Genomic DNA, 2,751 nt, shown 5'->3' with positions numbered 1-2,751 from the left:
CCCCATCCTGATTGACCGCACTCCCCCGAACCACCGCCCACACCCGACGCCCAGCACGCCGCGCATCCGACAACCTCTCCAACACCAACAAACCAACACCCTCAGCCCAACCAGTCCCATCCGCACCTGCGGCAAACGCTTTGCACCGTCCATCCGCAGACAACGCCCGCTGCCGGCTGAAAGCCACGAATCCCACGGGGGACGCCATTACGGTCGCGCCGCCGGCCAGTGCCAGGTCGCACTCCCCGGCCCGCAGCGCCTGCCCCGCCAAATGCAACGCCACCAACGACGAGGAGCAGGCAGTGTCCACGGAAACCGCGGGACCTTCCAACCCCAACACATACGAGATACGACCCGACGCGACACTCGTCGAAGTACTCGTCGCCAAATACCCCTCAACCCCGCCGAACGCCCCAACGCCATAGTCCTCATGCATAACGCCGGTAAAAACCCCTGTGCGAGTCGCGCGCAGTGCCATCGGATCCAGCCCTGCCCGCTCCACCGCCTCCCACGCCGTCTCCAACAACAACCGCTGCTGCGGATCCATCGCCAACGCCTCACGCGGACTAATCCCAAAGAACTCCGCATCAAACCCACCAGCATCAAGCAGAAACCCACCCGAACGCGTATACGAATGCCCCACCCGATCCGGATCCGGATCGTAAAGACCCCGCAGATCCCACCCGCGATCCGCAGGAAACTCGTCAACCGCGTCCCGCTCCCCGAGCACCAGAGCCCACAGATCCTCCGGCGACTCCACACCCCCGGGAAAACGACACGCCATACCCACCACCGCCAACGGCTCGGCGGTCTTCTCCTCCAGCTCGCGCACGCGCCGGTTCGCCTGGTACAGGTCAGCCATCGCCCGCTTCAGGTATTCGCGGAGCTTTTCGTCGTCGGCCATCGCATCACATACCTCTCTCAGGAGGGCTCGGATTCAGGAGGACTCAGAACGCCCGAACGCGGTGTCGAAGGCCTCGAACAGCTCGTCGTCGCTCGCCGACTCGAAGGATGGGGCCTGCTCGGTCCCACCGTCGGGAGCGTCCGGGCGGCAGATCCCGTTCCATGCGCGAAGCAGACTCCGTACTCGCGCGTCGATGGACGCTCGCGTCTCACCGGTGCCCAGGTCCTTCTCGTCCTCCTCGGCGAACAAGGCCTCGATCTGGGTCAGACCGCTCAGGATCCGATCGACGGGGTCCGGCTCCGGGGGCGCGAGCAGGGTGAGGAGGTGAGTGGTCAGGGCGCGTGGGCTGGGGTGGTCGAAGACGAGGGACGCGGGCAGGCGGACGCCGGTGACGCTGCTGAGCCGGTTGCGCAGCTCGACCGCCGTGAGCGAGTCCAGACCGAGGTCCTTGAACGGACGCTCCAGCGCGACCCGTTCGCCCGAACCGTGCCCGAGGGCTGCGGCCACCTGCGCCCGCACGAGATCAGCCATGGCCGCCTGCCGCTCGTCGGCACCCAGCTCCGCCAGACGGTCGGCCCAACTCCCGCCGGCGCCCGCACCCGCACCCGCACGACCGACCGCGACTCCCGAACCGGTCGGCTCAGCCGAACCCGCAAGCGAGGAGAACACTGCCGGCACCGCCTCGCCGGCAGCCGCCCGTCGACGCAGTGCACTGACATCCAGCCGCATCGGCACCACCACGGGTCGCGCCCCGCGCCACAACCGATCGAACAGCGTCAGGCCCTCGTCCGTGGACAGGGCGCCCGCTCCGATCCGCCCCATCCTGGCGATGTCGCCCGACGACAGGTGCTTCGTCATCTCGCTGCTCTGCTCCCACAGGCCCCAAGCCAGGGAGACCCCGGGCAGGCCCCGCGACTGTCGCCACGTCATCAGCGCGTCGAGGAACGCGTTGCCCGCGGCGTACGCGGCCTGGCCCGCGCCGCCCACCGTCCCCACGGCCGACGAGAACGCCACGAACGCTTCGAGGTCCAGCCGCGCCGTCAGCTCGTGCAGCCACCAGCCGCCGTCGACCTTCGGGCCGAGCACGCCGTCCAGCCGTTCCCTGGACAGGCTGCCGACGACGCCGTCGTCCAGGACACCCGCCGCGTGGACGACGCCGGTGACGGACGAGCCGGCGGGCACGGCGTCCAACACCGCCTGCGCTCCGGATCGCTCCGCGACGTCGGCGGCGACGACGGTGACGGTGGCTCCGAGTGCTTCCAGGGCCTGCACCGTCTCGGACATCCCCGGCACGCCCAGACCCTGACGCCCGACCAGGATCAGGCTGCGCACCCCGTGAACCTGCACCAGGCGCCGCGCCACCAACCCGCCCAACACCCCGGTGCCGCCGGAAACCACCACCGAACCGGAAGTCGGCAACGGCGCCGGAACCGACAACACCACCTTCCCCACATGCCGAGCCCGACTCAAAAACCGCAACGCCTCCCCGGCACGCCGCACATCCCACACCGACACCGAACCCGGACCCACCAACCCCTCCTGCGCCAACCCGCGCAGCTCCCCCAACATCTCCCCGATCCGATCCAACCCCGCATCCAACAAATCAAATGCCTGATACACAACTCCGGCGAACTCCTCAGCCACCCGGCCGGCATCCCGCACATCCGTCCGGCCCAACTCCACAAACCGGCCGCCCCGCCGCAGCAACCCCAACGAGGCGTCCACGAAATCCCCGGCCAACGAATTCACCACCACATCAAACCCACCCCGATCCCGCACACCCGCAAACCGCTCCACAAACCCCAACGACCGCGAATCACCCACCCGATCCGGCGACAACCCCCGAC

At 68.7% G+C, this 2,751-nt stretch carries 2 protein-coding genes; both read right to left on the bottom strand.

Annotation, left to right across the window (positions count from 1 at the left end; genetic code table 11):
- A partial coding sequence (locus GWK61_RS53795) for a beta-ketoacyl synthase N-terminal-like domain-containing protein (protein ID WP_194922163.1) occupies positions 1 to 904 on the bottom strand: 904 nt, incomplete at its 3' end.
- A gap of 33 nt (positions 905 to 937) precedes the next feature.
- On the bottom strand, positions 938 to 2,728 hold the full coding sequence (locus tag GWK61_RS53790) for a KR domain-containing protein (protein ID WP_323748193.1): 1,791 nt from the start codon (positions 2,726 to 2,728) through the stop codon (positions 938 to 940).
- Positions 2,729 to 2,751 lie beyond the last annotated feature (23 nt).

It is taken from the genome of Catenulispora rubra, from assembly GCF_015356825.1.
Taxonomy (GTDB): domain Bacteria; phylum Actinomycetota; class Actinomycetes; order Streptomycetales; family Catenulisporaceae; genus Catenulispora; species Catenulispora rubra.
This window is presented reverse-complemented; position numbering and strand designations above follow the sequence as displayed.